The organism is Microbacterium memoriense, from assembly GCF_025398275.1.
GTDB classification, from domain to species: Bacteria; Actinomycetota; Actinomycetes; order Actinomycetales; family Microbacteriaceae; genus Microbacterium; species Microbacterium memoriense.
The window spans coordinates 87,399-111,570 of the sequence record NZ_JAODOR010000003.1 but is presented as its reverse complement, the minus strand read 5'-3'; the positions used below and the strand labels follow the sequence as shown (position 1 = coordinate 111,570).

At 66.1% G+C, this 24,172-nt stretch carries 22 protein-coding genes; 5 read left to right on the top strand and 17 right to left on the bottom strand.

All coding sequences use genetic code 11. From position 1 onward, the window contains the following. The first annotated feature begins 14 nt into the window (after nucleotides 1-14). Genes zwf through pgl form a run of 3 tightly spaced genes read left to right on the top strand, consistent with a single transcriptional unit; the run spans nucleotide 15 to nucleotide 3,316 of the window. The gene (zwf, locus tag N4R40_RS02180) at nucleotides 15-1,598 is read left to right on the top strand and encodes a glucose-6-phosphate dehydrogenase (RefSeq protein WP_261605729.1); all 1,584 of its coding nucleotides are present in this window, start codon (nucleotides 15-17) and stop codon (nucleotides 1,596-1,598) included. Beyond that, nucleotides 1,595-2,527 carry a glucose-6-phosphate dehydrogenase assembly protein OpcA gene (locus tag N4R40_RS02175; RefSeq protein ID WP_261605728.1) on the top strand — a complete coding sequence of 311 codons (933 nt, stop codon included), beginning with the start codon at nucleotides 1,595-1,597 and terminating at the stop codon, nucleotides 2,525-2,527. Before zwf ends, N4R40_RS02175 begins: the two co-directional genes overlap by 4 nt. Nucleotides 2,528-2,536: 9 nt before the next feature. Further along, nucleotides 2,537-3,316, top strand: coding sequence for a 6-phosphogluconolactonase (gene pgl / locus N4R40_RS02170; protein ID WP_261605727.1), 780 nt, complete (start codon nucleotides 2,537-2,539; stop codon nucleotides 3,314-3,316). A 45-nt stretch (nucleotides 3,317-3,361) separates the two neighbouring features. Here pgl and N4R40_RS02165 read toward each other — a convergent pair whose 3' ends face one another. The 11 genes from N4R40_RS02165 to N4R40_RS02115 form a co-directional block, all read right to left on the bottom strand. Then, complete coding sequence (locus N4R40_RS02165) at nucleotides 3,362-3,718, bottom strand: RNA polymerase-binding protein RbpA (protein ID WP_261605726.1); 357 nt, start codon at nucleotides 3,716-3,718, stop codon at nucleotides 3,362-3,364. After that, nucleotides 3,718-3,966 carry a preprotein translocase subunit SecG gene (gene secG / locus N4R40_RS02160; RefSeq protein ID WP_215486355.1) on the bottom strand — a complete coding sequence of 83 codons (249 nt, stop codon included), beginning with the start codon at nucleotides 3,964-3,966 and terminating at the stop codon, nucleotides 3,718-3,720. Before secG ends, N4R40_RS02165 begins: the two co-directional genes overlap by 1 nt. Before the next feature lie 106 nt (nucleotides 3,967-4,072). Then, the gene (tpiA, locus tag N4R40_RS02155; protein WP_261605725.1) at nucleotides 4,073-4,858 is read right to left on the bottom strand and encodes a triose-phosphate isomerase; all 786 of its coding nucleotides are present in this window, start codon (nucleotides 4,856-4,858) and stop codon (nucleotides 4,073-4,075) included. Further along, nucleotides 4,849-6,063, bottom strand: coding sequence for a phosphoglycerate kinase (locus N4R40_RS02150; protein WP_261605724.1), 1,215 nt, complete (start codon nucleotides 6,061-6,063; stop codon nucleotides 4,849-4,851). The genes tpiA and N4R40_RS02150 overlap by 10 nt, the downstream gene beginning before the upstream one ends. An 8-nt stretch (nucleotides 6,064-6,071) precedes the next feature. Further along, nucleotides 6,072-7,082 carry a type I glyceraldehyde-3-phosphate dehydrogenase gene (gap, locus tag N4R40_RS02145; protein WP_261605723.1) on the bottom strand — a complete coding sequence of 337 codons (1,011 nt, stop codon included), beginning with the start codon at nucleotides 7,080-7,082 and terminating at the stop codon, nucleotides 6,072-6,074. 136 nt (nucleotides 7,083-7,218) lie between these two features. Beyond that, nucleotides 7,219-7,839: a superoxide dismutase gene (locus tag N4R40_RS02140; RefSeq protein ID WP_261605722.1), complete on the bottom strand. Its 621-nt coding sequence runs from the start codon at nucleotides 7,837-7,839 to the stop codon at nucleotides 7,219-7,221. Between the two features lie 132 nt (nucleotides 7,840-7,971). Continuing rightward, nucleotides 7,972-8,949, bottom strand: a complete 978-nt coding sequence (gene whiA / locus N4R40_RS02135; protein WP_261605721.1) for a DNA-binding protein WhiA — start codon at nucleotides 8,947-8,949, stop codon at nucleotides 7,972-7,974. A gap of 39 nt (nucleotides 8,950-8,988) precedes the next feature. Then, complete coding sequence (gene rapZ / locus N4R40_RS02130; protein ID WP_261605720.1) at nucleotides 8,989-9,870, bottom strand: RNase adapter RapZ; 882 nt, start codon at nucleotides 9,868-9,870, stop codon at nucleotides 8,989-8,991. Between the two features lie 42 nt (nucleotides 9,871-9,912). After that, complete coding sequence (gene uvrC / locus N4R40_RS02125) at nucleotides 9,913-11,814, bottom strand: excinuclease ABC subunit UvrC (protein WP_261605719.1); 1,902 nt, start codon at nucleotides 11,812-11,814, stop codon at nucleotides 9,913-9,915. Between the two features lies 1 nt (nucleotide 11,815). Next, the gene (gene uvrA, locus N4R40_RS02120) at nucleotides 11,816-14,737 is read right to left on the bottom strand and encodes an excinuclease ABC subunit UvrA (RefSeq protein WP_261605718.1); all 2,922 of its coding nucleotides are present in this window, start codon (nucleotides 14,735-14,737) and stop codon (nucleotides 11,816-11,818) included. 79 nt (nucleotides 14,738-14,816) lie between these two features. Next, a complete protein-coding gene (locus N4R40_RS02115; protein ID WP_261605717.1) occupies nucleotides 14,817-15,263 on the bottom strand; it encodes a MarR family winged helix-turn-helix transcriptional regulator in 447 nt (148 codons plus the stop codon). A 36-nt stretch (nucleotides 15,264-15,299) separates the two neighbouring features. Here N4R40_RS02115 and N4R40_RS02110 point away from each other — a divergent pair, with 36 nt between their 5' ends. Beyond that, nucleotides 15,300-15,536: a hypothetical protein gene (locus N4R40_RS02110; RefSeq protein WP_261605716.1), complete on the top strand. Its 237-nt coding sequence runs from the start codon at nucleotides 15,300-15,302 to the stop codon at nucleotides 15,534-15,536. Nucleotides 15,537-15,545: 9 nt separating this feature from the next. Here N4R40_RS02110 and uvrB read toward each other — a convergent pair whose 3' ends face one another. From uvrB to N4R40_RS02080, 6 genes are all read right to left on the bottom strand, one after another. Next, complete coding sequence (gene uvrB / locus N4R40_RS02105) at nucleotides 15,546-17,615, bottom strand: excinuclease ABC subunit UvrB (protein WP_261605715.1); 2,070 nt, start codon at nucleotides 17,613-17,615, stop codon at nucleotides 15,546-15,548. A gap of 159 nt (nucleotides 17,616-17,774) precedes the next feature. Continuing rightward, nucleotides 17,775-18,371, bottom strand: a complete 597-nt coding sequence (coaE, locus tag N4R40_RS02100) for a dephospho-CoA kinase (protein WP_261605714.1) — start codon at nucleotides 18,369-18,371, stop codon at nucleotides 17,775-17,777. A 21-nt stretch (nucleotides 18,372-18,392) separates the two neighbouring features. Next, nucleotides 18,393-19,583, bottom strand: coding sequence for a diguanylate cyclase (locus N4R40_RS02095; RefSeq protein WP_261605713.1), 1,191 nt, complete (start codon nucleotides 19,581-19,583; stop codon nucleotides 18,393-18,395). Next, nucleotides 19,580-21,247: a PAS domain-containing sensor histidine kinase gene (locus N4R40_RS02090; RefSeq protein WP_261605712.1), complete on the bottom strand. Its 1,668-nt coding sequence runs from the start codon at nucleotides 21,245-21,247 to the stop codon at nucleotides 19,580-19,582. The genes N4R40_RS02095 and N4R40_RS02090 overlap by 4 nt, the downstream gene beginning before the upstream one ends. Before the next feature lie 83 nt (nucleotides 21,248-21,330). Next, on the bottom strand, nucleotides 21,331-22,785 hold the full coding sequence (gene rpsA, locus N4R40_RS02085; RefSeq protein ID WP_261605711.1) for a 30S ribosomal protein S1: 1,455 nt from the start codon (nucleotides 22,783-22,785) through the stop codon (nucleotides 21,331-21,333). A 185-nt stretch (nucleotides 22,786-22,970) separates the two neighbouring features. After that, complete coding sequence (locus tag N4R40_RS02080; RefSeq protein WP_261605710.1) at nucleotides 22,971-23,390, bottom strand: YchJ family protein; 420 nt, start codon at nucleotides 23,388-23,390, stop codon at nucleotides 22,971-22,973. Between the two features lie 58 nt (nucleotides 23,391-23,448). Between N4R40_RS02080 and N4R40_RS02075 the strand changes: the two genes are divergently transcribed. Beyond that, nucleotides 23,449-23,967 carry a hypothetical protein gene (locus N4R40_RS02075; RefSeq protein ID WP_261605709.1) on the top strand — a complete coding sequence of 173 codons (519 nt, stop codon included), beginning with the start codon at nucleotides 23,449-23,451 and terminating at the stop codon, nucleotides 23,965-23,967. Nucleotides 23,968-24,172 lie beyond the last annotated feature (205 nt).

The window sequence follows — 24,172 nt, the reverse complement described above, 5'->3', positions numbered from 1 at the left end:
AGAATCACCCACCGATGTCCGAGGAATCCACGGGGCCCCGCCCCGATTCGCCCTTTCCGATCGCCCGCGACAACAACCCGCTCCGCGACGATGACGATCGCCGCCTCAACCGCATCGCCGGTCCGAGTGCGCTCGTCATCTTCGGCGTAACGGGCGACCTGTCGCGCAAGAAGCTCATGCCGGCGGTGTACGACCTGGCCAACCGTGGTCTGCTGCCCCCCGGCTTCGCGCTGGTCGGCTTCGCGCGACGCGACTGGGAGGATCAGGACTTCGCCAACGTCGTCCATGATGCTGTTCGCCAGTACGCACGGACCCCGTTCCGTGAGGAGACCTGGAAGCAGCTGCTTCAGGGCATCCGGTTCGTGTCCGGCGAGTTCGGCGACGACGACTCGTTCCGCCGACTGCGCGAAACGGTCGAGAAGCTCGACGCCGAACGCGGCACGATGGGCAACCACGCGTTCTATCTGTCGATCCCCCCGCGTGACTTCCCGATCGTTGCGAAGCAGCTGAAGGACTCCGGTCTCGTCGACGACAAGTCCGGAAACCCCGACGCCTGGCGACGCGTTGTGATCGAGAAGCCGTTCGGGAGCGATCTGCAGACCGCGCGCGAACTCAACGCCGCTCTGGAGGTCGCCTTCCCGGCCGACTCGATCTTCCGCATCGATCACTACCTCGGCAAAGAGACCGTGCAGAACATCCTTGCGCTGCGCTTCGCGAACGAGCTGTTCGAGCCAATCTGGAACGCGAACTACGTCGACCACGTGCAGATCACGATGGCCGAGGACATCGGCGTCGGCGGTCGCGCCGGGTACTACGACGGGATCGGTGCGGCGCGCGACGTCATCCAGAACCACCTGCTTCAGCTGCTCGCGCTCACCGCGATGGAAGAGCCCATCTCGATGGAGGCGGCTGATCTGCGTTCCGAGAAAGAGAAAGTGCTCGCCGCAGTCCGTCTGCCGGCCGACCTCGCGACGGCGACCGCGCGCGGGCAGTACGCCGGTGGGTGGCAGGGCGGCGAAGAGGTCACGGGGTTCCTGGCCGAAGACGGCATGAAGACGGATTCGACGACCGAGACCTACGCGGCCGTCAAGCTCGAAATCGCGACACGTCGGTGGGCCGGAGTGCCGTTCTACCTGCGCACCGGCAAGCGGCTCGGACGCCGTGTGACCGAGATCGCCGTCGTGTTCAAGCGGCCACCGCAGCACCTGTTCCAGCGCAATCAGACGCTCGAACTCGGCCAGAACGCGCTGGTGATCCGGGTCCAGCCGGACGAGGGAGTCACGATCCGTTTCGGCTCGAAGGTACCCGGCGCCGCGAACGAAGTGCGCGACGTGACGATGGACTTCGGTTACGGCCACGCCTTCACCGAGTCGAGCCCCGAGGCATATGAGCGGCTCATCCTGGATGTGCTGCTCGGTGACCCGCCGCTGTTCCCGCGGCACGAAGAGGTCGAGCTGTCCTGGAAGATCCTCGACCCCGTCGAGGAGTACTGGGCGAAGCAAGATGACCCGCTCGAGCAATACTCCCCCGGTTCGTGGGGCCCCCCGTCCGCCGATGAACTCTTGGCCCGTGACGGCCGCGTCTGGAGGCGCCCGTGATCGTCGACCTGCCGGACACCACAGTGTCCAAAATCGCCCGCTCGCTCGTGAACGTCCGGGAAGAAGGCGGCGCCGTCGCTCTCGGTCGCGTACTGACGCTCGTGATCGTGACGACCCACGGGCTGCAAGAGGAGGCGATCGAGGCCGCCAACGATGCATCTCGTGAGCACCCGATGCGTGTCATCGTGCTGATCACCGATCCCGATGGCCCTGCGAAACTCGACGCGCAGATTCGTGTCGGCGGCGACGCCGGCGCGAGCGAGGTCATCGTCCTCCGCGCGACCGGCGACGCCGCGAGCAATCAAGAGGGCCTCATCACCGGACTCCTGCTCCCGGATGCTCCGGTCGTCGCCTGGTGGCCGGACTACCCGCCGGCTCAGCCCGCGCAGTCCCCGATCGGACGGATGGCGCAGCGTCGTATTACGGACGCCTCGACCAAGCCGTTCGCCGCGGACCGGCTCTCGACCCTGGGCCCCTCCTACGCGCCGGGTGACACCGACCTCGCCTGGACGCGCCTCACCCACTGGCGTGAACAGCTGGCCGCTGTGCTCGATCAGCCGCCGTACGAGCCCATCACCGCGATCGAGGTCGTCGGTGCCGGAAGTTCGCCGTCCACGGGGCTTCTGGCTGCCTGGCTGCGCCTGAAGCTCGGCGTGCCGGTCACCTGGCGCTACTCTCCCCCCGACGAGTGGTCACACGGCATCCGACTCGTGCGGCTCGTCCGCGCAGGCGGCGACATCGTGCTCGAACGCAGCAATGACATCGACGCGACCCTGACCCAGCCGGGGCAGCCGTCGCACGACATCGTCCTGCCCCGGCGCACGCTGCGCGAATGCCTCGCCGAGGAGCTGCGCCGTCTGGATCCCGACGTCTTGTATGGTCGAGTGATCACGGAGGGCTGGGAGTTGCTCGGTCCCGCGACGACGTAGGAGTCACACATGGCCGAGTTTTGGACGGACAAACGTGTCGTGATCGACTCCGATCCGGCCACGGTCGCTTCCAACGTCGCGTGCCGCCTGATCCAACGGATCGCCAAGAGCACGAGCGCGGGAAAGACCGTGCATGTGGGCCTCACCGGCGGGATGATCGGCACGCAGGTGCTCGAAGCCGCCGGCGCCAACCCTGCGCGCGCTTCGATCGACTGGTCGCGCGTCCACTTCTGGTGGGGCGACGAGCGGTTCGTCGACCGTGAGGACGATCTGCGCAATGAGCGCGGAGCGCGCGCCGCGTTCCTCAGCCAGATCGACGTCCCGGCCGAGAACATCCACGCGATGCACGCCGCCGATGACGGCGTCGATGCGGATACCGCGGCAGAGGAGTACGCCGCTGAACTCGCGCGATTCGGTCAGGACGACCAGCCGTGGCCGTCCTTCGACGTCTGTTTCCTGGGTGTCGGACCTGACGCCCACATTGCGTCGCTGTTCCCCGACCGTCCCGAGATCCAGGTCAAGGACCGAGCCGTCGTGCCGGTCTACGATTCCCCGACACCGCCGTCGACGCGGATCACGCTCACGAGGCCCGTGCTGAACTCGTCGAAGCGCGTGTGGATGGTGCTCGTCGGCACAGACAAGGCCTCGGCGCTCGGCCTGGCATTGGCCGGTGCGAGCTACGAAACCGTCCCCGCGGCCGGAGCGAAGGGCCGCAAGCGCACGATCCTGTTCGTCGACCAGGCTGCGGCGACGAACGTGCCGATCGAGCTCATCGACGGCGAGTACTGAGAGCACGCACGCGCGGGCGATCCCGCCGTGGACGTGCCGAGTCGCTCAGTCCTGGCCGCGCCGTTCGCGCAACTGCTGCAGAGCGTCCTCGAGGAGCGTCTCCGCCTCGTCCTCGGTGCGGCGTTCCTTCACGTACGCGAGGTGAGTCTTGTACGGCTCTGCCTTGGCGAGAGCCGGCGGGTTGGCCTTGTCGCGCCCGGCCGGAAGACCCGAGTGAGGCGAGTCGATCGTCTCGGGGATCTCTTCCTCGGCGATCCCGGCGGCGAAATGCCGCACGGTCTCGTTGCCCAAGGCATCCCAGTACGAGACCGAGATACGGTCCGCGTGGTGTCCATGGTCCTGCTCGCCCATCGGGCCGGCACCGACACGGGTGCCACGGATTGCGTTTCCGCCGGATGCCATCAGATCCCCTGGAACTTCGTAATAAGGCCGAGGGCGACGATCGCCACGAACCAGACAAGAGCGAGCACCACCGTGAACCGGTTGAGGTTGCGCTCGGCGAGACCCGAAGACCCCATCGCCGAGCTCATCCCGCCGCCGAACATGTCGGACAGGCCGCCACCGCGACCCTTGTGCAGCAGGATCAGCAGAGTCAGCAGGAGGCTGGTGATACCCAGCAGCACCTGCAGAACGAACTCGAGGATGTCCACGATCGATGAAGCCTTTCGCTGCGCCCGCGACAGGGCGCACAATTTTCAAGTATACCGTCGACAGGCCCGGAGACTCTCACGGGTCCCCGGGCCTGTCGACGTACGGTCAGACGCCGACGTGCTTCTGGTATCGGATGATGGCGGCGAACTCGTCGACCACCAGGCTCGCGCCACCGACGAGAGCTCCGTCGACATCGGGTTCGCGCATGAAGCTCGCAATGTTGCCCGACTTCACCGAACCGCCGTAGAGCACACGCGTGCGTGCCGCCGCGTCGTCACCGAGCACGTCCGCGATCACGGCGCGCAAGGCGACGCACACTTCCTGCGCCTGCTCGGGAGAGGCGACCTGACCCGTGCCGATCGCCCAGACCGGCTCGTACGCTACGACGATGTCGGCATCCGCGGAGATGCCTTCCAGGGCGGCCCGCAATTGGGCGACCGAGACGGCGGTGGGACCGGACTGCTCGCGCTGCTCCAACGTCTCCCCCACGCAGATCACCGGAACGAGTCCGTGGCGAAGCGCGGCCTGCACCTTGGCGGCGACGACATCGTCCGTCTCGGCGTGGTAGTCGCGGCGCTCGGAGTGCCCGATGATCACGTATCCGCAATCGAGCTTCTTCAAGAAGGCACCCGAAATCTCGCCCGTGTAGGCGCCGGAGTCCTTCGTCGAGAGGTCCTGACCACCCAGCGAGAACGGAATCTTGTCCGCATCCAGCAGGGTCTGCACGGTGCGGATGTCGGTGAACGGCGGGAAGACCGCGACCTCGACGGAGCCGTTCTCGTGCCCGGCCTCCTTCAGCGTCCAATGCAACTTCTGCACGAACGCGACCGCCTGCAGGTGGTCGAGGTTCATCTTCCAGTTGCCCGCGATGAGCGGGGTTCTCACTGCCATCCGAGAATCTCCAAACCGGGCAGTTTCTTGCCCTCCAAGAACTCCAGGCTGGCGCCGCCACCCGTGGAGATGTGACCGAACTGGTCATCGGTGAAACCGAGCTGACGCACGGCGGCAGCCGAGTCGCCGCCGCCGACGACCGACAGGCCGTCGACCTCGGTCAAGGCCGCCGCAACGGTCTTCGTACCGGCCGCGAAAGCCGCCATCTCGAAGACACCCATCGGGCCGTTCCAGAACACCGTCTTCGAGGTGCGGATCGCCTCGGCGAACAGCTCCGCCGACGCCGGGCCGATGTCCAGGCCCATCCCGTCCGCTCCGAATGGTGTGTCCTCGAGGGCATCCGCGGGGGCGATGACGTGATCAGCGTCGGCGGCGAAGCCGGACGCCATCACCGCATCCACGGGGAGGATGAGCTCCACGCCCCGCTCGTGCGCGGTCGTGATGTATCCGCGGACGGTGTCGAGCAGATCGGTCTCGAGCAGGCTCTTTCCGACCGGGTGGCCCTGGGCCGCGAGGAAGGTGAAGAGCATGCCGCCACCGACGAGGATCTTGTCGGCGCGCGGCAGCAGGTGCTCGATGACGCCGAGCTTGTCACTCACCTTCGATCCGCCGAGGACGACGGCGTACGGGCGCTCGGGGTTCTCGGTCAGGCGGTCGAGCACGTCGACCTCCTTCTCGATCAGGAACCCGGCGGCCGACGGCAGGAGCTCAGCGAGCTCGTAGACCGAGGCCTGCTTGCGGTGGACGACACCGAAGCCGTCCGAGACGAACGCGTCACCGAGGGCAGCGAGCTGCTCCGCGAACGCGCGACGCTCAGCGTCGTCCTTCGCGGTCTCCCCCGGGTTGAAGCGGAGGTTCTCGATCACGGCGATCTCACCGTCGGCGAGGGCGCCGGCAGCGTCCTGGGCGGACTGCCCCACGGTGTCGCGTGCGAACGCGACCGGTGCGCCGAGAAGCTCGGACAGCCGCTGAGCGACCGGCTCGAGACTGTACTTCGCGTCCGGTGCACCGTCCGGGCGACCCAGGTGCGAGCACGCGATGACGCGGGCGCCCTGGTTGAGGAGATGGTTGAGCGTGGGAAGTGCTGCCCGGATACGGCCATCGTCCGTGATGACGCCCTCTTTCAGAGGGACATTGAAGTCAACACGGACGATGACGCGCTTACCGGCCAGCGAACCCAGCGAATCGAGGGTACGCAGAGCCATGGCGGTTCTCAGAGCTTGTCGGCGACGAGCTCGGCGAGGTCCACGAGACGGTTCGAGTAGCCCCACTCGTTGTCATACCACGCGGAAACCTTGACCAGGTTGCCCGAGACGTTCGTCTGGCCCGCGTCGAAGATCGACGAGTGATCGTCGTGGACGATGTCGGTCGAGACGATGGCATCCGTGTTGTACTTCAGGTAACCGACGAGGGCGCCCTCGGTAGCAGCCTTCTCGTAGGCGGCGTTGATGGTCTCCACGGTCAGGCCATCGGTCGGCGTGATGATCGTGAGGTCGACGATCGAGCCCGTGGGGATCGGAACACGGTACGAGGAGCCGCTCAGCTTGCCCTGGAGTTCAGGCAGCACGAGGCCGATGGCCTTGGCCGCACCGGTCGAGGCGGGCACGATGTTCAGAGCAGCGGCGCGAGCGCGGTGCAGGTCACTGTGCGGGCCGTCCTGCAGGTTCTGGTCAGCAGTGTATGCGTGAGCGGTCATCATGAAGCCGCGCTCGATGCCGAACGCGTCGTTGAAGACCTGAGCGAGGGGCGCGAGGCAGTTGGTCGTGCACGACGCGTTCGAGATGACGTGCATCGTCTCGTTGTCGTAGTCGCCGTCGTTGACGCCCATCACGAACGTGCCGTCGACGTCGGTGCCGGGAGCGGAGATGATGACCTTCTTCGCGCCACCGGCGATGTGCTTCTTCGCGTCGACAGCCTTGGTGAAGCGGCCCGTCGACTCGATGACGATGTCCACACCCAGGTCGCCCCAGGGAAGGTTTGCGGGATCGCGCTCTTCGAAGACCTTGATGGCCTTGCCGTCGACCGTGATCGAGTCTGCGTCGAACGAGACGTCTGCGGCGAGGCGGCCACCGACGGAATCGTACTTGAGAAGGTGAGCGAGCGTCTTGTTGTCGGTGAGGTCGTTCACCGCGACGATCTCGATGTCAGCGCCCTGCTCCATAGCCGCCCGAAGGAAGTTGCGGCCGATACGGCCGAAGCCGTTGATTCCGATCTTGACAGTCACTGTTTCTCCCGTTATGTGTTGCGCCGATGCACCCCTTCGGCACACCCGGAACGCTACTGCTGGATAGAAAGGATGCCGGGCTTTCCGCCCCGTTGCCGGGAGGGAGACCCGGCATCCTCACCTGGTCATGACCCTACTACGCGAGCAGGCCCGACGTCTTGTCGCGTGCCGTGGAAAAGCGCTGGGCGACGTTCTCCCAGTTCGCGATGTTCCACACGGCCTTGACGTAGTCAGCCTTCACGTTCAGGTAGTCGAGATAGAAGGCGTGCTCCCACATGTCGAGCTGGAAGATCGGCACAGTGCCCTGCGCGGTGTTGGACTGCTGGTCGAACAGCTGCTGGATGATCAGCTGCTCGCCGAGGATGTCCCAGCTGAGCACAGCCCAGCCCGAACCCTGGATGCCGGTGGCCGCGGCCGTGAAGTGCGCCTGGAACTTCTCGAAGCCACCGAAGGTGTCATCGATCGCCGCCTGCAACTCACCCTCGGGCTGACCGCCGCCATTCGGCGACAGGTTGGTCCAGAAGATCGAGTGGTTGACGTGACCACCCAGGTTGAACGCCAGGTCCTTCTCGAGCTTGTTGACGTTCGCGAGGTTGCCCGTTTCGCGGGCCTCGGCGAGCTGCTCGAGCGCAGTGTTGGCACCCGTGACATACGCCTGGTGATGCTTGTCGTGGTGCAGCTGCATGATCTTGCCGCTGATGTGCGGCTCGAGCGCCGCGAAGTCGTACGGGAGATCGGGGAGGGTGTACTTCGCCATACTGTCTTCTTCCTGTCGGCGCCGCACGTCCGCGCGGCGAGTGGACGTCTTCATCCTATTGACAGGGACAACGCGGGATGCAGGGGGTTGCTTCCCGTTCGGGGACGTGAGACGAACGCCCGCGTCGGAAAGTCAGTCTTCCATGCCCTCCGGCACGGCCGAATCCGTTCCCGGGATGCCGTCCTGCACAGCCTTCTTGTCGGCCATTGCCAGCAGTCGACGGATGCGACCAGCCACGGCATCCTTCGTCATCGGTGGATCAGCGTGGTGACCGAGTTCATCCAGGCTTGCGTCGCGGTGCGCCAGGCGCAGCTCGCCGGCGTGACGCAAGTGGTCGGGCACGTCGTCGGCGAGGATCTCCAGCGCCCGCTCGACCCGTGCGCACGCAGCGACGGCGGCCTGCGCGGAACGGCGCAGATTCGCGTCGTCGAAGTTCACGAGGCGGTTGACGCCCGCGCGGACCTCTCGGCGTTGACGCAGTTCTTCCCAGGCGCTCGCGGTGCGCGTGGCGCCCATTTCGGCCAGCGCGACGCGAATCGCCTCGCCGTCGCGCACGACGACGCGGGGTACCCCCCGCACTTCGCGGGCCTTCGCAGCGATGCCGATCCGGTGGGCGGCGCCCACGAGAGCCATCGCGGCTTCGCCCGAGGGGCATCCGATCTCCAGCGCCGCCGAGCGGCCCGGTTCGGTCAGCGAACCGGCCGCGAGGAACGCTCCGCGCCAGACGGCCGCAAGGTCGGGACGGGCACCGGTCGTGAGTTTGTTCGGGAGACCGCGGACGGGTCGACGACGCGCGTCGAGGAGACCGGTCTGGCGAGCGAGCGTCTCTCCCCCGTCGATGACGCGGACCGCGAAGTGGCCGCCCGCGCGCCCACCGGACGCCTGCACGCGGTGCAACTCGGGGCGGACGCCGTAGATCTCCATCAGGTCGCGGGCGACGCGTCGGGCCAGGGCCTCGGACTCGACCTCCGCTTCCACTGCGACGCGTCCCGCGATCGAGTGGAGTCCGCCGGAGAAACGCAGAAGAGCTGTCAACTCAGCGACCCGCGCAGTGGGACGAGGGTCACGAACGCTGGCCAGCTCGGTCTTCACATCAGCGGTCAGCGACACAGCGATCCTTCGGTAAAGCAGCGGAGGGAAGTGTCCAGCCTACTCGCGACCGAGGTCGCGGTGTTTCACTCGGACAGCCACTCCGGGCACATCGGCAAGGCGATCCGCGAGTTCCAGAGCGGTCACAACCGAGCGGTGTTTGCCCCCCGTGCAGCCGACCGCGACGACCGAATGCCGCTTGTTCTCACGCTGATAGCCCTCCAGCACCGGCCGCAGGGCGAGCGCGTACGCGTCGATGAACTCGACCGCGCCGGTCTGGGACAGCACGTAGTCGCGCACCGGCTTCTCTTCACCGGTGTGGGCCTTCAGTTCCGGGATCCAGAACGGGTTCGGCAGGAAGCGCATGTCGGCGACGAGGTCGACGTCGGTCGGGAGCCCGTACTTGAACCCGAAGCTCATGACGGTCACCGTGTGTCGCGCGGCGCCGTCCTCGCTGAAGAGGTCGACGATCCGCGTGGCCAATTGGTGGATGTTCAGGTTCGTCGTGTCGACGATGACGTCCGCACTCTCGCGGATGATCGCCACCCGCTCACGCTCACGTCGGATGCCGTCGAGGATCGTGCCCTCCCCCTGTAGGGGATGCGGCCGCCGCACCGACTCGAACCGCCGGACGAGAACCTCATCGGAGGCATCGAGGAACAGCACGCGCAACTGGCGACCGCCACGGAGCGATTGCGCAACGGCCGGAAGCTCACGGAACAAATCGCGTCCGCGCACGTCGACGACCGCGGCGACCTTCGGCAACGCTTCGCCGGCGAATTCGGTGAGCTCCAGCAGAGGGCGGAGCATCTGCGGCGGGAGGTTGTCGACGACGTACCAGTCGAGGTCTTCGAGCGCGTTGGCTGCGGTCGTCCGACCGGCGCCGGACATGCCGGTGACGATGAGCACCTCGCCCGGTGGCTTCGCGTCCGGTGTGGCCACTGTGACTCTCCCCAGGTTCGTCGCGTGGATCGCCCTGCCAGCTTATCGATTCGCGAGGTGGCGGTGCACCGAGTCGGCGAGCGTCGGCCCGATGCCGGGAAGTTCGGCGATCTGCTCAGGCGTCGCCTGTGTCAGCTTCGCGACGGATCCGAAGTGCCGCAGCAACGCTTTGATGCGGATCTGGCCGAGTCCGGGGACGTCACTCAAGACCGTCGTGATGTCGCGCTTCCGCCGCGACCGCTGATGCGTGATGGCGAACCGGTGAGCTTCATCGCGCAGTCGCTGCAGCAGATACAGCGCCTCGGATGTGCGCGGCAGGATCACGGGGTAGTCCTCCCCCGGGAGCCACACCTCCTCGAGTCGCTTGGCGATGCCGCAGAGCGCGATCTGCGGCCCGCCGGCGTCCCGTAACGCTCGAGCAGCTGCTTCGACCTGGGGCTTGCCGCCGTCGACCACCAGGAGCTGAGGACGATAGGCGAACCGTGGCTTCTTGCGCACCGTGACCACCGGTTCGTCGCCTTCCGCCTGCGGGTCGGGCTCGGCCGTCGAAGGGTCATCGGCGTCGATGTGCGCGAGGCGGCGGGTGAGGACCTGATAGATCGAGTCGGTGTCGTCGGTGGTCTCGGCAACCCCGAACGAGCGGTACTGGTCCTTGCGGGGTAGCCCGTCTTCGAAGACCACCATCGACGCCACGACATTCGTGCCCCCGAGGTGAGAGACGTCGTAGCACTCGATGCGCAGCGGTGCCTCGTCGAGACCGAGCGCTTCTTGCAGATCCGTCAGGGCGCGCGTGCGGGACGTGTAGTCGCTGGTGCGACGCATCTTGTGCAGCAGGAGCGCCTGCGCGGCGTTGCGCGTCGCGGTCTTCAGCAACTCTGCCTTCTGTCCGCGCTGGGCGACCTGTACCGACACCCGGCGGCCGCGGCGTTCCGTGAGCCACTGCTCGATCTCGGTGGAATCATCCGGCAGCACCGGCACGAGGACGTGGCGCGGAATGTCGGCGGCCGTCGCGTCGCCGTATGTACGCTGCAGCACCTGATCGACGAGGTCGGCGCCGGCGATGTCGAGCTCTTTGTCGATCGTGGTCGCGCGCACTCCACGCACACGTCCGCCGCGCACGATGAAGTGCTGGACCGCGGCCGAGAGCTCGTCCTCCGCGATGCCGAAAAGATCGGCATCCGTGTCGTCCGGGAGGACCAGTGCACTGCGCTGCAGAACGGCATCGATCGATTGCAGGCGGTCGCGATAGACCGCAGCGGACTCGTAGTCCATCGCTGCCGAGGCTTCGCTCATCCGTTTCGTCAGTTCTTTCGCGAAGCGCTGGTCGCCGCCGGACATGAAGGCGACGAAGTTGTCGACGATCGCCCGGTGCTCATCGATCGTCACGGTCATCGAGCACGGGCCGCCGCAGCGACCGATCTGACCGGGAAAGCAGGGCCGGCCGCTGGCCATCGCCTTTTTGTACGACGAGTCCGAGCAGGTGCGAATCGGGAACACCTTGATCATCAGGTCGATCGTGTCGTGCACGGCCCAGATCTTCGGATACGGGCCGAAGTACTTCGCTCCCCGGATGCGGCGGTTCCGGGTCACGATGACGCGCGGCGCCTCATCAGCCAGCGTGATCGCCATGTAGGGATAGGACTTGTCGTCTTTGTAGCGCACGTTGAAAGGCGGCGAGAACTCCTGGATCCACGTGTATTCCAGCTGAAGTGAATCAACGTCGGAGTCGACGACGGTCCACTCGACCGAGGACGCCGTCAACACCATCCGCCTGGTCCGCTCGTGGAGCGTGTGCAGCGGTGCGAAATAGTTCGAGAGTCGTGCGCGAAGGTTCTTCGCCTTCCCCACGTAGAGCACACGGCCCTGCGCGTCGCGGAAGCGATACACGCCGGGCTCCGTGGGGATCTCCCCCGGCTTCGGCTTGTACGGCAGTGCGTCGGCCATCTCAGCCGGCCTTGCGCGCCTTCGGCGCCGCCGCGAGCGTCTTCTCGGAAGCGTGGATCCGCCCCGACGCCAAGACCTCGGCGAGGAAGTTGCCGGTGTGGCTGGCCTCCACGCGCGCGACCTGCTCGGGTGTCCCCACCGCGATGATCTGACCGCCACCGGCGCCGCCCTCGGGACCGAGGTCGATGATCCAGTCGGACGATTTGATCACGTCGAGGTTGTGCTCGATGACGATGACGCTGTTGCCCTTGTCGACCAGACTGTTGAGCACCTCCAGGAGACGGGCGACATCCTCGAAGTGCAGACCCGTGGTCGGCTCGTCGAGGACATAGATGCTGCGGCCGTTCGAGCGCCGCTGCAACTCGGTCGCGAGCTTGACGCGCTGAGCCTCTCCGCCGGACAAGGTCGTCGCCGACTGACCCAGGCGAACGTATCCGAGACCTACGTCGACGAGCGTCTTGAGGTACCGGTGGATCGCCTGGATCGGTTCGAAGAACTCCGCCGCTTCCGCGATGGGCATCTCGAGCACTTCGGCGATGTTCTTGCCTTTGTAGTGCACGCTCAGCGTGTCGCGGTTGTACCTCTTGCCATGACACACCTCGCAGTCGACGTAGACATCGGGCAGGAAGTTCATCTCGATCTTGATCGTGCCGTCGCCCGAGCACGCCTCACAGCGCCCGCCCTTGACGTTGAAGCTGAACCGTCCGGGCTGGTAGCCGCGCACCTTCGCCTCGGGGGTTTCGCTGAAGAGCGTGCGGATGCGGTCGAACACGCCCGTGTATGTGGCGGGGTTCGATCGCGGGGTGCGACCGATCGGCGCCTGGTCGACGTGCACCACTTTGTCGAGGTTCTCAAGCCCCGTCACCCGGGTGTGTTTGCCCGCGACGCGGCGTGCGCCGTTGAGTCGGGTCGCCAGCACTTCGTACAGGATGCCGTTGACCAAGGATGACTTGCCGGAGCCGCTGACTCCGGTGACTGCCGTCAGCACACCGAGCGGGAAGTCGGCGGTGACGTTCTTGAGGTTGTTCTCGCGCGCGCCGACGACGGACAGCATCCGACTCTTGTCGATCTTTCGACGCTTCTTCGGCGTCTCGATCATGCGACGCCCGCTGAGGTACTCACCGGTGAGCGACGAGCGATCTTCGAGAAGCGACGCCAGCGGTCCGGAGTGGACGACGTGACCACCGTCGACTCCGGCGCGCGGTCCGATGTCGACCACCCAATCGGCCGCGTGAATCGTCTCTTCATCGTGTTCGACGACGATGAGGGTGTTGCCGAGTTCTTTGAGTCGGACGAGCGTCTCGATCAGTCGGCGGTTGTCGCGCTGGTGCAGACCGATGGACGGTTCGTCGAGGACGTAGAGCACACCCGTCAGCCCCGAGCCGATCTGGGTCGCAAGCCGGATGCGTTGTGCCTCGCCGCCGGACAAGGACCCAGCTGCGCGGGACAAGCTGAGGTAGTTGAGTCCCACCTGGATGAGGAACTCGAGCCGCGCCCGGATTTCGCGCAGCACGGCGGCGGCGATCTTCGCTTCGCGGTCGGTGAGTTCCAGCTCGGCGAAGTACTCCTGGGCCTCGCCGAGACTCAAGCGTGAGGCATCGGCGATCGAGTGACCGTGGACGAGGACCGCGAGAACTTCGGGCTTGAGGCGATCGCCCTTGCACGCCGCGCAGGGTACTTCGCGCAGGTACTCCGACCACCGCTGGCGTTGACTGTCGGACTCGGCCTGCGTGTATTGCCGTTCGATGTAAGGAACGACGCCTTCGAATCCCGACGAATACCGCATCTCGCGGCCGTACCGGTTCTTCCACTTCACGGTGACCTTGTAGTTCTCACCGCGCAGGATTGCCTCCTGTACCTCCGTCGTCAGGTCGCGCCACGGAGTGTCGAGGGAGAAGTCGAGGTCGTCGGCGAGACCGATCAGCAGCCGCTCGTAATACTGGAACAACCCCTTGCCCTGGGTCGTCCACGGGATGATGACACCCTCGTTGATCGAGAGTTCTTCGTCGCCGAGCATGAGCTCGACATCGACCGACATGCGTGTGCCGAGTCCCGAACAGGTCGGGCAGGCCCCGAACGGCGCGTTGAAGGAGAAGGTGCGGGGTTCGATCTCGGTCAACTGCAGGGCGTGCCCGTTGGGGCACGCGAGCTTCTCGCTGAAGCTCTGCCAGGCATCGTCGCCCTCTTCGTCGACGAAGTTCACCTGCATGATGCCGAAGGCAAGCCCGAGCGCGGTCTCGACGGAGTCGGTGACGCGACTCAGAATGTCAGGCGCGGCGACCAAGCGGTCGACCACGACGGCGATGTCGTGTTTGTAGCTCTTCTTCAGCGTCGGCGGCTCGGCGAGCTGGATCAGGTCGCCGTCGACCACGGCACGCGCGTACCCCTTCGCCGAGAGTTCCTTGAAGAGGTCGACGAACTCGCCCTTCTTCTGGGTCACGACCGGGGCGACGATCTGGTAGCGGGTGCGCTCGGGGAGCTCCATGAGCTGGTCGGCGATCTGCTGAACAGTCTGCCGCTGGATCTGCGCCCCACACTCCGGACAGTGCGGCACACCGATGCGCGCCCACAGCAGTCGCATGTAGTCGTGGATCTCGGTGATCGTGCCGACTGTGGAGCGCGGATTGCGGTTCGTGGACTTCTGATCGATACTCACCGCCGGCGAGAGGCCTTCGATGAAGTCGACGTCAGGCCGATCGACCTGACCGAGGAACTGGCGCGCGTAGGCACTCAGCGACTCGACGTAGCGGCGCTGACCCTCCGCGAAGATCGTGTCGAACGCGAGGCTCGACTTTCCCGATCCGGAGAGGCCTGTGAAGACCACCAGAGAGTCTCGAGGGATGTCCAAATCCACGTTCTTGAGGTTGTGGACGCGGGCTCCGCGGACACTGAGTTTCGACGCTGCGACGGGGACGATAGGCACCGCACAAGTCTAGGCGGGGCCTCCGACACCGGGCCCCGCGTGCGCTCTGAGCGAAGCGGGTAGGGATGCCGGGACCTCGTCAGGGCGAACGTCGTCCCGCAAACGGCGTCAGCCCGTCACGAAGGGCAGCCACCTGTTCGGGCGTCATGCCGGTGGCCGCCATCACCTGACCCGGGACATCGAGCGCGCGCTCTCGAAGCGCCGCGCCAGCCGGTGTCAGACCGAGGGCGAGCACGCGGGCATCCGCCGCACTGCGACCGCGAGACACCAGCCCCTGCGTTTGCAAGCGCCCGATGAGGGGGGACAGGGTCGCGGGCTCCATCGCCAACTCCTCGGCAAGTTCCCCCAGCGCGCGGGGCGAGCTTTCCCAGAGCGCGAGCATGACGAGGTACTGCGGATGCGTGAGACCGAGCGGCTCGAGGATCGGGCGGTAGATCGCGACGACGTTCCGCGCGGCGGTCACGACCGCAAAGCAGAGCTGATTGTCGAGCTTCAGCAGGTCGTCACGCGGGTCGTCGGCGTTCATGACCCCATCCTACAGATTAGTTAGTACACTAAGGATATGACCGAGCCCGATCCTATCCGCCGCCCGCTCCGCGAACGCGTGCGTGCGGCCGGGGGGTGGTACGCCTATCTGAACAGCAACCTCATCCGCGTCGCGGGGCCGGCATCGGTCGGACCCTACGACACCGACCCGGAGCCGGTGCGCACCGAACGCGCCTGCCCCCTCTGCGGGCACGCGATGTCGGAACACACGTTCGACCGCTCGGGACCGAAGCCGCTCATGCACTGCCCGTGACTCGCGCGTTCACGCGTGACCTGCACGCTCCATCGCGCGAAGCTCTTTCTTGAGGTCCTGCACCTCATCGCGGAGGCGCCCGGCGAGTTCGAATTTGAGCTCCGCCGCGGCCGCGAGCATTTGCCCGGACAGATCCTGGATCGTCGCCTCGAGCTGGTTGGCACCCTCCGCCGCGATGCCCTCGCGGCGGAGCTGAGGGGTCGGGGACTTGCCCTTGCCGCTCTTGTTCTTCTTCGACAGCAATTCCTGGGTGTCGGACGCCTCCCGTGCGAGCGCCTCCGTGATGTCGGCGATCTTCTTGCGCAACGGCTGCGGATCGATCCCGTGCTCGACGTTGTACGCGACCTGCTTCTCGCGGCGCCGATCGGTCTCGTCGATGGCCTTGCGCATCGAATCGGTCATGTTGTCGGCGTACATGTGCACTTCGCCGGACACGTTGCGGGCCGCGCGACCGATCGTCTGGATGAGCGAGGTCCCACTGCGCAAGAAACCCTCTTTGTCCGCATCGAGGATCGCGACGAGTGACACTTCGGGCAGGTCGAGCCCTTCGCGCAGCAGGTTGATGCCGACCAGCACGTCATAGACGCCCTGCCTGAGCTCCGTGAGCAGTTCGACGCGGCGGAGCGTATCGACATCGGAGTGCAGATAGCGCACCCGCACACCGTGCTCACCGAGGAAGTCCGTCAGCTCTTCGGCCATCTTCTTCGTCAGCGTGGTGACGAGCACGCGTTCATCGCGCTCGACCCGGATGCGGATCTCTTCCAGGAGATCGTCGATCTGACCCTTGGAGGGCTTGACGATGATCTCGGGGTCCACCAGCCCGGTCGGACGGATGATCTGCTCGACCACTCCGTCCGCGATACCCATTTCGTAGCGCCCCGGGGTCGCCGACAGATAGACCGTCTGACCGACCCGGTTCTTGAACTCGTCGAAGCGCAGAGGCCGGTTGTCCAGCGCACTCGGCAGCCGGAATCCGTGGTCGACCAGCGTGCGCTTGCGCGACGCATCCCCCTCGTACATCGCCCCGATCTGCGGCACCGTCACGTGTGACTCGTCGATCACCATGAGGAAGTCATCCGGGAAGAAATCGAGGAGCGTGTGCGGCGGCTCACCGGGCGCGCGCACGTCGAGGTGACGCGAATAGTTCTCGATCCCCGAGCAGAATCCGAGTTGCTGCAGCATCTCGAGGTCGAAGGTCGTCCGCATCCGGAGGCGCTGGGCTTCGAGGAGCTTGCCCTGACCCTCGAGCTCCTTCAGACGATCGGCCAGCTCGGTCTCGATGGTTCCGATCGCCCGATGCACCGTGTCCGTGCCGGCGACGTAGTGGGATGCCGGGAAGATCGGGATGCTGTCGAGCTTCTGTACGACATCACCGGTGAGGGGATGCAGCATGTACAGCGCCTCGATCTCGTCACCGAACAGTTCGATGCGGATCGCATACTCCTCGTAGACCGGGATGATCTCGATCGTGTCGCCGCGCACGCGGAAGTTGCCGCGCGAGAAGTCGACGTCGTTGCGGTTGTACTGCATCGCGATGAACTTGCGGATGAGCGCGTCGCGGTCGTACCGCTCCCCCACCTGCAGAGCGACCATCGCTCGCATGTACTCCTCCGGAGCGCCGAGACCGTAAATGCACGACACCGTGCTGACGACGACGACATCGCGGCGGCTGAGGAGCGAGTTCGTCGTCGAGTGACGGAGACGTTCGACCTCCGCGTTGACAGAGGAGTCCTTCTCGATGAAGGTGTCCGTCTGCGGCACATAGGCCTCAGGCTGGTAATAGTCGTAGTAGCTGACGAAGTACTCGACCGCGTTGTTCGGCATGAGCTCTCGGAACTCGTTCGCGAGCTGCGCGGCGAGTGTCTTGTTGTGCGCCAGCACGAGCGTCGGGCGCTGCACCTGCTCGATCAGCCACGCGGTCGTGGCCGACTTCCCGGTACCGGTCGCGCCGAGCAGCACGACATCCGTTTCGCCGGCGTTGATGCGCCCGGCGAGATCGGCGATGGCTTTCGGCTGATCACCGCTGGGCTGATACTCGCTGATCACCTCGAAGGGCCGGACGGAGCGCGTGGTCTGCATCACTCCAGCGTAGGCGGGGCCTCCGACACTGCGGCGATCGTTCGCCGTCGGCGTCAGACGTCCTCGCCTGCGCCCGACTCGAAGTCGCCGACGGCGAAGTCGTCCCATTCGACATCCGGATCGGATTTCCGGGTTCCGCTTCTCGCCGTGGACGCGCCTTCATCGGCGCAGTCCCTCCCAGAACCGATCGACCTGCGCCTCGGTGTCCGCGAGCGTGCCGGTCGTGTCGATCACGACATCGGCGACGGCCAGTCGCCGATCGTCGGAGACTTGCGCGGCGATCCGTGCGGAGGCCTCGGACTCGCTCAGTCCGCGAATCTCGACCAGTCGGCGCATCCGCATGTCGACGGGGGCGTGCGCGACGACGATCTGATCCCAAGGGTCTTCGACACGTGCCTCCACGAGGAGCGGCACGTCGTAGACGACAACAGCGCTCGGGTCGTCCGCGAAGGCCTCCGCGAATCGCCGTGCCGACTCCGCACGGACCGCAGGATGCACGATCGCATTGAGCGCGGCCAGTCGCGATTCATCTCCGAAGACCAACGTTCCGAGCGCGGGGCGGTCGAGCGAACCGTCCGCGCGAATCACCGCCGCGCCGAACTCCGCGGCGATGCTCGCGAGCACGGGCGAGCCCGCGCTCTGCACATCGCGCACGATCTGGTCGGCATCCACGATGACGGCGCCGTGCTCGGCAAGCCGCCGCGCGATGGTGGACTTTCCCGAGGCGATGCCACCGGTGAGTGCGATCAGGGCCATGAGAACACGATGCCATGCCCCTCAGCGGTGCGCGGGACGCGAGCCTCCGACGCCGCCGATCAACACCGATGCTTCTACGCTCCGCGCCGCGTCGACCGCAGCAATCCGCGCCGCCGCCAACAGCCGCTCCGCGTCGTATCCGAGCGTCTCGGTGAGAGCCACGCCGACGCCGACCTGCGGCAGAAGCCCTCGATCGAGCCCGCTCAACTCGTCGACACACCCCCGATAGATCGCGGCCGCCTGGCGCCGCGCGTCGGCAGCCGTCATCGCCAGACCGCAGACAGACAACGCGCCGTCGACGTCTTCACCGACGCTGGACGCGGCCGGAGCGAACCGGCGCACCGCCGACCGCCAGCGCTCGGCGATCCGGTCGACTATGACGTGCCCGAAGGCCGCTTCCATCTCATCGAGACCGGTGATCTGGATCACAATCACCGCCACGAGTTCCTGACGCCATCCCGCCCGCTCGCAGATATCGTCGACCGCGCGATGGTAGGGGCGGGCCAGCAGGATGCCGTCGGCCGCCACCCCGCTGTCACTGAGCCACTCGTATCGCTGCACCTCGGTCTTCGTCGATCGGAGGACCGTCGTCACGATGACGGCGACCATCGTCAAGATGACGGTCATCATGTTCGCCGAGATCGTCCCGAACCATGAGTCGAAGAAGGCATCCGTCGGTCCGAGCGTGAGGAAGAGCGTCACGCGCACCAGATAGTAGAGCGCTGCCGCCGCGAGCACTGCGCCCAGCGCCCAGGCCGAACGCACCCGGTTCATCGGACGTCGCGCGCACTCGTACGCGCCGGCCCCGAAGAGAAGGACGATGCACACGCTCATCTGCGCCCAGCCGCCCCAACTCCCCTGCACCGGTACCGTCACCAGCGCGGACACGAAGGTCACGGTCGCCAATGCGGCGAGGATCGCTGGCGGCACCAGGGTGCGGGCGCGTTCGTTGAAGCGGCGACACCCGAGCCACATGAATCCGGGGACGCAGACGAAGAGCGCATTGCCGCTCGCGATCGTGAAAGCACCGCCGATCCCGGCCGTCCAGGCCATGTACGAAAACGTCGTCGCCATGCCGCTGAGATAGGCAACGGCCCACAGCCGTCCTGCTCCGCGATCGCGACGGATCAGGGTTTCGGCGATGAAGACCGACCCGGCCACGGTGGCCACCACGGCCGTCATCACGCTGACGGAGAGCAGATCGAGGTTCACGGCAGCTCTCCGCTCTCGACGACGATCGCGCGCGCGAAGGCCTGAGCGTCGCGGGGCACGGAAACGGTGAACACCGACCCGACACCGGGTTCCGATTCCAGGTCGACGTGCCCGCCGTGCGCCCCCACGATCTCACGACTGATCGCCAGACCGAGACCGTTTCCGGGCACGCTCGATTCCGCGCGGAAGAAGCGCTCGAACACGCGCTCGCGCTCCTCTCCGCGCACGCCGATACCCGTGTCGGCCACGCGGATGACGGCCGCATCCCCGGCGCTGCCGGTCGACAGCGTGACGAGGCCTCCGTCCCGATTGAACTTGATCGCGTTGCCCACGATGTTGTCGACGACTTGCCGCATCCGTGCGGCGTCGACGTACGCCCCGACATGTTCGACCGCCGACGCGTCGATCGCGATCGCTCGTTCGTCGGCAATGACCGAAAGGTCCGACACGGAGGCACGCACGAGGTCGGCGAGATCGATCTGTTGCGGTGAGATCGCGACCCCGGCCGAGAGCCGCGAGTCGGTCGACGCCGACAAGATGTCGGCGACGATGGCCAGCAGCCGCTCACTGTTGCGATGCGCTGTGTCGACCTGGCGTCGCACATTCGGGGTGAGGTCGTCACTGTCGAGCGCGAGATCGAGATATCCGAGGATCGACGTGAGAGGCGTGCGGAGTTCGTGCGACACCGACGCGACGAGTGTGTCGCGAGCACGCATCGCCGACCGCTCCGCCGTCACATCGCGCGCGACGAGCACACTGCCGGCGGACCGGCCCAGGTGATCCAGCAGGGCCCGTGCGGTGAAGCTGAGCGCGATCCGCTTCGACTCGGACAGCGGGAACCAGACGATGACGTCGCTGAACTCCTCGCCCCGGAGCGCCCGCGCCAACGGCCGTTCGTCGGGGAGCACGGGAGTCGTGCCGTCTTCACCGTACGAGACGATGTCTTCGTCGACCCTGCCGAAGCCGGGGATTCGCTGCCGGAACCCGCCGAGCGCGTCGTTGACGAACGTAACGGTGCCGGATGCATCGATGCGGATGACCCCGAAGTCGACGGTGTCGAGCACCTCGGTGACCAGCTGCTCTTGCCGATTCGCCTGCGCCAGCGCCGCGGAAAGGCGCTCGGTCTGTCGATCCAGCAGTGTGCGCTGTGCGGAGGATCGGCGGGTTGCGGAATAGCTGGCCCATCCGATCGCGACCATCAGCATGGGCAGCAGCACATAGGCGTAGGTGCGCTCGGTCTCGCCGGAGATGACGACCACCACCCAGTAAATCGTGGTCACGAGCACGGAGGCGAGAAGGAAGGCCCACCGGCCGAGCGACGAAAGCCACAGCATCGGGAACGCCCACAGCAGGCCGAGACCTGCCGACGGGTCGGATGCCCGGAGGATCGTGATCGCCCCGATATCCACCAGCGGGATGACCGCGACCCAGACCGGCGAGATCCGCGTCCACGGCACGGCAAGACTCGCCGCGGCGCCGGCGACGATGATCAGCACGCCCAGACCGAAGAGCTCCGGATCGCGCAGAGACTGGGTCGCGAACCCGACGATGAACAACGTGCCGACGATGGCAGAGAGAAGCAGTTGATTATTGGCTGCGACGCGATCGCGCAGGTCCATCGCCGCACCCGAGGAGGGGCGACGGTCACCTCGGTGTGCGCGCATACGTCGACGTTAGCGCGAACAACGGCGAAGGGCCGCCACCCTCGGATCTCTCCGAAGGCGGCGGCCCTCACACGGGTCTAGGTTCAGCGACCCGACAGCTTCTCGCGGAGTGCCGCGAGTGCCTCGTCATCGGCGAGCGTTCCGCCGCCGGTGCTGTCCGACGTGAACGACGGCGAAGCCGAGGTGGTCTCGGTCGGGGCGTTCGCCTCGGCCTCGATCGCCTTGGCGACGGCAGCCTTGTGCGACTCCCAGCGACCCTGGGCCGCAGCGTAGTCCTGCTCCCACTTCTCGCGCTGAGCGTCGAAGCCCTCGAGCCAGGCACCCGACTCGGGGTCGAAGCCCTCGGGGTACTTGTACTCGCCGAGCTCGTCGTACTCGGTCGCCATGCCGTACAGCGCCGGGTCGAACTCGGTGCCGTTGGGGTCGACCGACTCGTTGGCCTGCTTGAGCGACAGCGAGATGCGGCGACGCTCGAGGTCGATGTCGATGATCTTGACGAAGACCTCTTCGCCGACCGACACGACCTGCTCAGCGAGCTCGACGTGCTTGCCGGACAGCTCGGAGATGTGCACGAGGCCCTCGATGCCGTCTGCGACGCGCACGAACGCACCGAACGGAACGAGCTTGGTGACCTTACCCGGAGCAACCTGGCCGATGGCGTGGGTGCGGGCGAAGACCTGCCACGGGTCCTCCTGCGTCGCCTTCAACGACAGCGAGACGCGCTCACGGTCGAGGTCGACCTCGAGGATCTCGACGGTGACCTCCTGGCCCACCTCGACGACCTCGGAGGCGTGCTCGATGTGCTTCCAGCTGAGCTCGGAGACGTGCACGAGGCCGTCCACGCCGCCCAGGTCGACGAACGCACCGAAGTTGACGATCGACGAGACGACACCCTTGCGGACCTGACCCTTGTGCAGGTTGTTCAGGAACGTGGTGCGGGACTCCGACTGCGTCTGCTCGAGCAGGGCGCGGCGCGAGAGCACGACGTTGTTGCGGTTCTTGTCGAGCTCGAGGATCTTCGCCTCGATCTCCTGGCCGAGGTACGGCGTGAGGTCGCGAACGCGACGCAGCTCGATGAGCGATGCCGGCAGGAAGCCACGGAGGCCGATGTCGACGATGAGTCCACCCTTGACGACCTCGATCACGGAACCGGTGACAACACCGTCGTTCTCCTTGATCTTCTCCACGTCGCCCCACGCACGCTCGTACTGCGCACGCTTCTTCGACAGGATGAGGCGGCCTTCCTTGTCCTCCTTCTGGAGAACAAGTGCTTCGACCTCGTCGCCGACCTTGACGACCTCGTTGGGGTCGACGTCGTGCTTGATGGAAAGCTCGCGCGAGGGGATGACACCCTCGGTCTTGAAGCCGACGTCGAGGAGGACCTCGTCGCGGTCGACCTTCACGACGGTTCCTTCGATGAGGTCGCCGTCGTTGAAGGACTTGATCGTCAGTTCGACCGCGGCCAGGAAGTCTTCAGCAGATCCGATGTCATTGATGGCGACCTGCTTGGTGGCCGGGGCGGTCGTTGCGGTAGTCATGTAGTGGGTTGTCCTTGTTGGGTTGGGTATCGGGCTTCGCGCTGTCTGCGGCATCCATCCGTCCGAAGACGTCCGGATGTCTCAAGCCGAAACGGTGGGTAGGGAGTGCGTGTCACGAACGCATGGCAATAGCGCCACACAAATGACACTCAAGGCTATCAGAACGGCCCGTCCCCTGCAGTTCCCTACTCGATCTCGCCGTCGACGTAGAACCAGCGACCACTGAACTGCCGGAAACGGCTCACCTCGTGCAACTCGCCGGTGGCTCCGGAGGCCGGATCGCGCCAGTGCGCCCGGAACTCCACCGTGCCGCGCGTGCCCTCCTGGTGCGTACGGATGACGTCGAGCCGGCGCCATTCCGACGCGTCGTCGAGCGCAAGTGATTGGGGCCGGGTAGTCGGATGCCAGGAACTCTGCAGGTGCGCGAGATCCCCGAGCGCGAATGCCGTGAACCGCGACCGCATCAACGCTTCGGGTGAGGGGGCCGAAGCACCCTCCAGCACGGGTCCGCAGCACGCGGAGAAGGTGTGGCCGCTCCCGCACGGACACGGGACGGCCGGTGGCGGGCGACGACCTCGGCGCGCTGCGGCGGAACCGAACGACATGCCGTCTCCTTGTGGATAATCCGGTGCCCGGAACGGGGCCACTGGCTAGCGTAGGCACATGGCGGATCGGATGCGGCAGATCGCGAGTGCGGCGTTCGCCGCTGTCGTCGCCGTGCTGCTCGCGACCGGGTGCGCGCCCGAGCCGGCTTCGACGCCCTCCCCCACCGGTTTCGCCTCCGAGGAGGAAGCCTTCGCCGCCGCCGAGGCCACGTATCGCGCCTACGTCGATGCGGTCAACGCACGGCGGGAAGACCCTGCTTCAGAACCGGACCCAACCTGGTTTTTGACGGGGCGCGCGTTGGAAGTTGATCTGGACGGCGACCGGAGGCTCGCTGAGATGGGCCTGCGTATTGAGGGGCCAAGTCGAGTCAAGTCAATATCATTTTCGGACGCGTCTGACACTCAAGCAGAGGTTCTAGTGTGCCTGGACAGCACCGCTTCTCGGGTAGTGAACGAGGCGGGCGAGGACAAGACCCCATCCGACCGAGCCAGCGTGGTCGGACTAGAAATCAAAGTGATCTGGGCTATCCCCTCAGCGCTGATAGTCGAAAGCACCACGAGCGGGTCGCAGTGCTAGAGATATTCGTACTCGCAACCATAATGAGTGTCAGTGCTGAGCTTCGTGATTGCGCCCCAGCCCTGGCATCTGCAGGGCTCTGCACGATCTCGAACTCCGGATCAACGGTCGATATCGGCGCCATACAGCCCGGGAGCGGCTCGACCGGGGGCGGGCGAAACGACGGTTCCGATCCCGACGCCGGCCCGCGCTCGCCCGGCGGTCC

Bases quoted from the DNA above. Each gene is read 5' to 3' on its own strand.
- zwf (WP_261605729.1), top strand. From the start codon at position 15: ATGTCCGAGGAATCCACGGGGCCCCGCCCCGATTCGCCCTTTCCGATC.
- pgl (WP_261605727.1), top strand. From the start codon at position 2,537: ATGGCCGAGTTTTGGACGGACAAACGTGTCGTGATCGACTCCGATCCG.
- N4R40_RS02165 (WP_261605726.1), bottom strand. From the start codon at position 3,718: ATGGCATCCGGCGGAAACGCAATCCGTGGCACCCGTGTCGGTGCCGGC.
- tpiA (WP_261605725.1), bottom strand. From the start codon at position 4,858: ATGGCAGTGAGAACCCCGCTCATCGCGGGCAACTGGAAGATGAACCTC.
- N4R40_RS02150 (WP_261605724.1), bottom strand. From the start codon at position 6,063: ATGGCTCTGCGTACCCTCGATTCGCTGGGTTCGCTGGCCGGTAAGCGC.
- N4R40_RS02140 (WP_261605722.1), bottom strand. From the start codon at position 7,839: ATGGCGAAGTACACCCTCCCCGATCTCCCGTACGACTTCGCGGCGCTC.
- uvrC (WP_261605719.1), bottom strand. From the start codon at position 11,814: ATGGCCGACGCACTGCCGTACAAGCCGAAGCCGGGGGAGATCCCCACG.
- N4R40_RS02115 (WP_261605717.1), bottom strand. From the start codon at position 15,263: ATGAACGCCGACGACCCGCGTGACGACCTGCTGAAGCTCGACAATCAG.
- N4R40_RS02110 (WP_261605716.1), top strand. From the start codon at position 15,300: ATGACCGAGCCCGATCCTATCCGCCGCCCGCTCCGCGAACGCGTGCGT.
- uvrB (WP_261605715.1), bottom strand. From the start codon at position 17,615: ATGCAGACCACGCGCTCCGTCCGGCCCTTCGAGGTGATCAGCGAGTAT.
- coaE (WP_261605714.1), bottom strand. From the start codon at position 18,371: ATGGCCCTGATCGCACTCACCGGTGGCATCGCCTCGGGAAAGTCCACC.
- N4R40_RS02090 (WP_261605712.1), bottom strand. From the start codon at position 21,247: ATGCGCGCACACCGAGGTGACCGTCGCCCCTCCTCGGGTGCGGCGATG.
- rpsA (WP_261605711.1), bottom strand. From the start codon at position 22,785: ATGACTACCGCAACGACCGCCCCGGCCACCAAGCAGGTCGCCATCAAT.
- N4R40_RS02080 (WP_261605710.1), bottom strand. From the start codon at position 23,390: ATGTCGTTCGGTTCCGCCGCAGCGCGCCGAGGTCGTCGCCCGCCACCG.
- N4R40_RS02075 (WP_261605709.1), top strand. From the start codon at position 23,449: ATGGCGGATCGGATGCGGCAGATCGCGAGTGCGGCGTTCGCCGCTGTC.